4 protein-coding genes and 1 other annotated feature are annotated in these 5,382 nt (G+C 58.4%); of the genes, 3 read left to right on the top strand and 1 reads right to left on the bottom strand.

Annotation, left to right across the window (positions count from 1 at the left end; translation table 11 throughout):
• The first annotated feature begins 226 nt into the window (after positions 1 to 226).
• Positions 227 to 571: a hypothetical protein gene (locus JWR14_RS07625; RefSeq protein WP_366144512.1), complete on the top strand. Its 345-nt coding sequence runs from the start codon at positions 227 to 229 to the stop codon at positions 569 to 571.
• Between the two features lie 146 nt (positions 572 to 717).
• Positions 718 to 1,872, top strand: a complete 1,155-nt coding sequence (locus tag JWR14_RS07620) for an IS110 family transposase (protein WP_299703930.1) — start codon at positions 718 to 720, stop codon at positions 1,870 to 1,872.
• 391 nt (positions 1,873 to 2,263) lie between these two features.
• Here JWR14_RS07620 and JWR14_RS07615 read toward each other — a convergent pair whose 3' ends face one another.
• Positions 2,264 to 3,574 (bottom strand): IS5 family transposase, encoded by a 1,311-nt coding sequence (locus tag JWR14_RS07615; protein WP_299703928.1) that lies wholly within the window; start codon positions 3,572 to 3,574, stop codon positions 2,264 to 2,266.
• A 62-nt stretch (positions 3,575 to 3,636) separates the two neighbouring features.
• Between JWR14_RS07615 and JWR14_RS07610 the strand changes: the two genes are divergently transcribed.
• A protein-coding gene (locus tag JWR14_RS07610) for an IS3 family transposase (RefSeq protein WP_299703925.1) occupies positions 3,637 to 4,868 on the top strand; the annotation gives its coding sequence in 2 pieces (ribosomal slippage) (positions 3,637 to 3,925 and positions 3,925 to 4,868; 1,233 coding nt in all).
• Positions 3,915 to 4,031: a sequence feature (AL1L pseudoknot), on the top strand. Its footprint overlaps the gene before it by 117 nt.
• Positions 4,869 to 5,382: the final 514 nt, after the last annotated feature.

Below are 5,382 nucleotides of genomic sequence, written 5' to 3'. Positions count from 1 at the left end.
CGGTTTTGCAAGTGCTGACATTTGATGAGTGGACGGCACAACGACCTGACTAACAACCTGACAAAAAATCTGGTTCTAGAGGGCGAGACGCTTTTAAGGACTGTCGGGCACACCGCTCATCAGGGCGCTGTCAGGGGGCTGCGCAAACGCCGCAGCGTGTGGTGCATCCCTTGTCCAAAACGCTAACCAGACGCGTCACTCCCGAGCTGGAATCCCTCCAGGCGAAGTGGGCAGCTCATTTGCCCTACCGGCAGGCAATGGCCATACTCAAGGAAGTGTTGCAACCTTTGACACCTACCGCAAGGAGTCCGAACGCCTGCTGCTGTGGTCGATCACCGAACTGAAGAAACCCCGTTCCTTCCTCACCCACAAAGACCTGCTCGTCTACCGGAGGCTTCTGGCGGACCCGCAGCCAGCACAGCGCTGGGTCATGACCGGTCGGAAAGTGGCTCGCGCAGACCTCTCCTGGCCGCCGTTCGCGGAACCGCTCACGCCTAGCAGCGAGCGACAGGCGTTCGTGATTCTGAATACGCTCTTCGCCCGGCTGCTCAACGCGGGCTACCGTGAATGACTGTCCGACACAGACGGCGGCCTCAAAAGTGAATGTGATGCAGACCGTCGAAAATGCGGCCCGTTATAGATCCTATGAAGCCTGAGAGTCGTCAAGGCCCAAGTCGTAAAATTGATGAGGCCAAGATCTGTTCAATGGAGGGGATCATGGACGCAAATCAGGTTAAGGGGGCAGATACGGGGAATATCGTCCTCGCAGTTTCACTGGAGCTATCGGCCGCGCAGTGGAAGGTGGCGCTTCACGACGGTCTCAGGGAGCGGCCCGCGGTGCACGCAGTCGGTGCGCCACAGGCTGGGATCCGGCTGCAAAGCGTTCTGGAACTGATCGAACAGCACAAGCTGAAGTGGGCACTGCCCATCCATGTGCGCGTGGTCGTTAGCTATGAAACTGGACAGGACGGATTCTGGATCCTTCGAGCGCTGTCCTCCCGCGGCATCGAGTGTTATATGGTCGATGCCGCGAGCATTCCGGTGGAGCGTCACAAGCGGCGCGCGAAGACCGACAGGCTTGATGCGATCAGGCTGGTCACTAACCTGCGGGCATGGCTGCACGGCGAGCGCGACCGCATGCGCGTCGTACGTGCGCCGTCCGTGCAGGACGAGGCATCCCGCCAGCTGATTCGCGATCGCGGACAACTGCACAAGGAAGTGCTGCAACACCGCGAGCGCATGCGCAAGCTGCTCGTCACGCTCGGTTGCTGGGACGAGGTCGACCACCGGTCCTTCGCCAGGCGACTCGCAGCTGGCCAGCTGGCCTGTCATGACGGCACACCTTTGCCCGACGAGCTGCGCGAACGGCTACTGCGTGAGACTGCGCGCCTCGAGCTTGCTGAACAGCAGCTCGCGGCGCTTGAGCACACGCTCGAAGAGCGTCTGCCTACACCGGTGCGTGAGCGGATCACTTACCTCCGACGTCTGAGGGGCGTCGGTCACATCGGCGCCTCGCGCCTGATGCTTGAACTGTTCTGGCGGCAGTTCAGCAACCGCCGGCAGCTTGGGGCATGCGTGGGTTTGGTGCCACAACCGTACGACAGCGGGCAGAGCCACGTTGATCAGGGTATCAGCAAGCAGGGAAACCGACGCGTCCGTACCCAGCTCGTCGAGATGGCCTGGGGCTGGCTACGATACCAGCCCGACAGTGCGCTGGCACGATGGTTTAACGAGCGCACCCAGGGCGCCGGTCCCAATCGTCGCGCCCGCCGTATTGCGATCGTCGCGCTCGCCAGGCGGCTGGTGATCGCACTGTGGCGTTACCTGAAGGATGGCGTTATTCCAGAGGGAGCCCGGTTCAAACCGGTGTGACGGTAGAGGGTAAGTACTCCGATATTTATTGAGGTTGAAGTGTGATGTGCCCGGAGGGCCGACTGGTTGCTGAACGCAACCGATAATTAGATGGGGCACATCTCCCGGAACACTGTGTCCGGCGCACCGCGCATAAAGGATGAGGCCGGCATGATACCGGCGGATAGAAGTTGGTGAGACGTCGGTGTCTCACGTGCGCATCGACCGGCTTCAGCCCCGACATGACGAGTCTGGATCACGCGAACTCAGACTTAAAGGGAACTGTGTATGACGTAGATATCTGCATATAGGCAATCGCATCATCAAAACTGAATGGTGCTTGACAACCTACTCCTCATAGAAGTCGGCCCTGAACAATTGGTTTTGTCGGCCGGGGGCGTAGTCGCTGGGGTCACACGCGAACGGCCGATTTCAGCAGCAGGGCCAGCATAAAGGTGTAAAAAACCCGCAGCTTCCTGAGGATCATCCGCAGGTTGTGGCCGGCGCCGCACAGTACCGCGTGCATCGCATCGCCCAGTGCGCCTTTGAGCCAGTTCCGATCAAGTTTGCCATCCGTCTTCATGTGACCGATAGCCGGCTCGATCGCGCTGCGCCGTCGAATCATCGCCCGTAGTCCACGAGTGATGCCACGCTTCAAGCCGGGGTGATAGATCTTTACGCCATCGATCCCAACGCCCTTGTAGCCGCGATCCACAATTGCCACTTCCGGGCTCACATCGCTCAGAATTGCCGCCTGCTCCAAGGCCTCGGCCAGCGTGTGACCATCGTACGGATTGCCCGGCATTGAGCGAGCTCCAACTACCAACCCTTCCTTGTGAGTCGTCGTGATCGACACCTTCACACCAAATTCATATGGTATGCGAACCTTACCTTTAGCCAGACACTCGACTTCCTGTGCATGCAGTGCATAGAGCTTGTTCTTATCCTTGGGCTTCTGCGCCAGAATCCGCTTCGTACGAGCAATCAGTTCCAGAAGCGCAGTGCGACCCGAGTCCGACGCTCGCTCGACTTGCCGTTCGACATCGCGCATCACCCGGCCCACACGCGAGCGCAGCGTACGCAACGTCTTTCTCATGCGCTTGTACTGCTTGGCGTGCGCGTAGCGGCCAATCTGCAGCGCCAGGCGTGGCGCCTCGCGGTTGTAGTTCTGTCTGAGCTTGAGCCCGTGGCGCGCGGCAGCTTTGACCAGATGTTCGCGACACCGCTCCAGCAAGCGTGAATCGGTTGGATGGGCAATTGCCTTGGGCATTACCGTCGTGTCGACAATCACGCGCTTCACGCTCGACGCCTTGATCACGCCTGCACGTTTGGCGGCCTCAATCGTTGCCGCTAACAGCTCTTCGACGCCCGCTTCACCAAGGCGCTTGCGCCAGCGTGTCAGGCTCGAAGGATCGATCGGTGGCTTAGTTTGCAGGAACGTCTCGCCAGTGAAGACCTGCCAATAGGGGTTCTCGACCCATTGCCACACGACGTCCTCATCAGACAGGTCAAATGCGTGTTGCAGATAGAGCAGGCCTGCGATCAGGCGCGGTGACGTCGCGGGTCGTCCGGCACCGGACACGAAGCTCTCGCTCATCGCTGCGCCCAGGTGCTCCCAATCGATCAAGCCAGCTAAGCGCACCAGAGGATGCTTCAAATTGATCTGCTCAAGCAGCGGCTGGCGGAAAAAATCTCGCTCTGTCACACGTGCTTTCGGACCCATTCGGACCTCGTCTGAACCGCCCCGGATTTGATGGAGGCTCCAACTCTTGAGAGAATGGAGCCATGAGCAAGCCAAGCCAATTTTCCCCCGAAGTCCGAGAGCGCGCCGTTCGTCTGGTGCGCGAGCAGCGTGGCGAGCATCCGTCACTGTGGGCAGCTGTTGAAACCATTGCGCCGATGATCGGTTGTTCGAGCCAGACGCTATTGGGCTGGGTCAAACGTGACCAGATCGACAGCGGCGAGCGCGAAGGCGTGAGCACGTCGGAACGCGAACGCCTCAAGACGCTGGAACGTGAGAACAAGGAACTGCGCCGCGCCAACGAGATTCTGAAGTTGGCGAGCGCGTTTTTCGCCCAGGCGGAGCTCGACCGCCGTCTGAAGTCCTGAAGGCCTTCGTCGATCAACATCGCGACACCTTCGGGGTCGAGTCGATCTGCAAGGTCTTGCGGATTGCCCCGTCGGGCTATTGGCGTCATGCCGCACAGCTTCGCGATCCGTCGCGGCGCTGTGCTCGCGCGATACGCGATGAACGTCTGCAACCCGAGATCAAGCGTGTCTGGCAGGCCAACATGCAGGTCTACGGCGCGGATAAGGTCTGGAAGCAGATGAACCGGGAGCGCATCGAGGTGGCTCGCTGCACCGTTGAACGATTGATGAGGCGACTGGGTTTGCGTGGCGTGATGCGAGGCAAGCGTGTTCGCACGACGGTCCCCGATGCCTGCGCCCCGCGCCCGCTGGATCGGGTCAATCGCCAGTTCAACGCTTCGCGGCCAAACCAGCTTTGGGTCTCGGACTTCACCTACGTCTCGACGTGGCAGGGCTGGCTGTACGTCGCGTTCGTGGTCGACGTGTTCGCTCGGCGGATCGTTGGCTGGCGCGTCAGCACGTCGATGACCACGGACTTTGTTCTGGATGCGCTTGAACAGGCGCTTTACGCGCGGCGACCAGGCGGCGACGGAACGCTGATACACCACTCCGACAGAGGTTCGCAATACGTCAGCATTCGCTATAGCGAGCGGCTCGCCGAAGCGGGCATCGAACCGTCGGTCGGCAGTCGGGGCGACAGCTACGATAATGCCCTCGCTGAAACGATCAACGGCTTGTACAAGGCTGAACTGATTCATCGCCGCACCTGGAAAACACGCGAGTCCGTCGAGTTGGCAACGCTGGAATGGGTGGCCTGGTTCAATCACCATCGGCTGATGGAACCGCTTGGCTATATCCCGCCCGCTGAAGCTGAGGCAAACTACTACCGGCAACTTGAAACATCTGCCGTTGAACCCGCATTAACTTAAACCAACCAGCCTCCACGATTCCCGGGGCGGTTCACGTCAGAATTTGCAGGGTTTCAAACGTTAATATGCCAATATTCTGCAATTCCGGCAATCCGGTTTCGCCCTTAAACGCCCGCCAGTAAAGGCTTTGACGATTATTCAGGCCCGACTAGGTAATCGCGAAAGTCTGAAGTTTTTCTTAAATTCGTACACGGCGCGAATGCTGCGCGTTGCGTAGAGTACAAATGTCATCTATTGATTTGGAAGTAGCCTTGGTTAGATTTTTATCTGTGAGCCGGCAGCATGTTTTCCAGCGCCAATAACATGAAGTAATATTGAAGAAGCTAGCGATATTTGAATGCAGTAACATTTGATCTGACATGAAACGATCGATGAGTAGTACAGATGCGTAAAGTCACATTGGTGGTTAAGATATACAAACCATCATCGAATTTTTATGAGTAATGTCGCGCAAAAAAAGTAAAAATTCGTAGTTGAATGGTTTTTGATTCCTCAAAGAGCTATCCACAGTTGT

This window comes from Caballeronia sp. (assembly GCF_028292365.1).
GTDB lineage: Bacteria > Pseudomonadota > Gammaproteobacteria > Burkholderiales > Burkholderiaceae > Caballeronia.
This window is presented reverse-complemented; position numbering and strand designations above follow the sequence as displayed.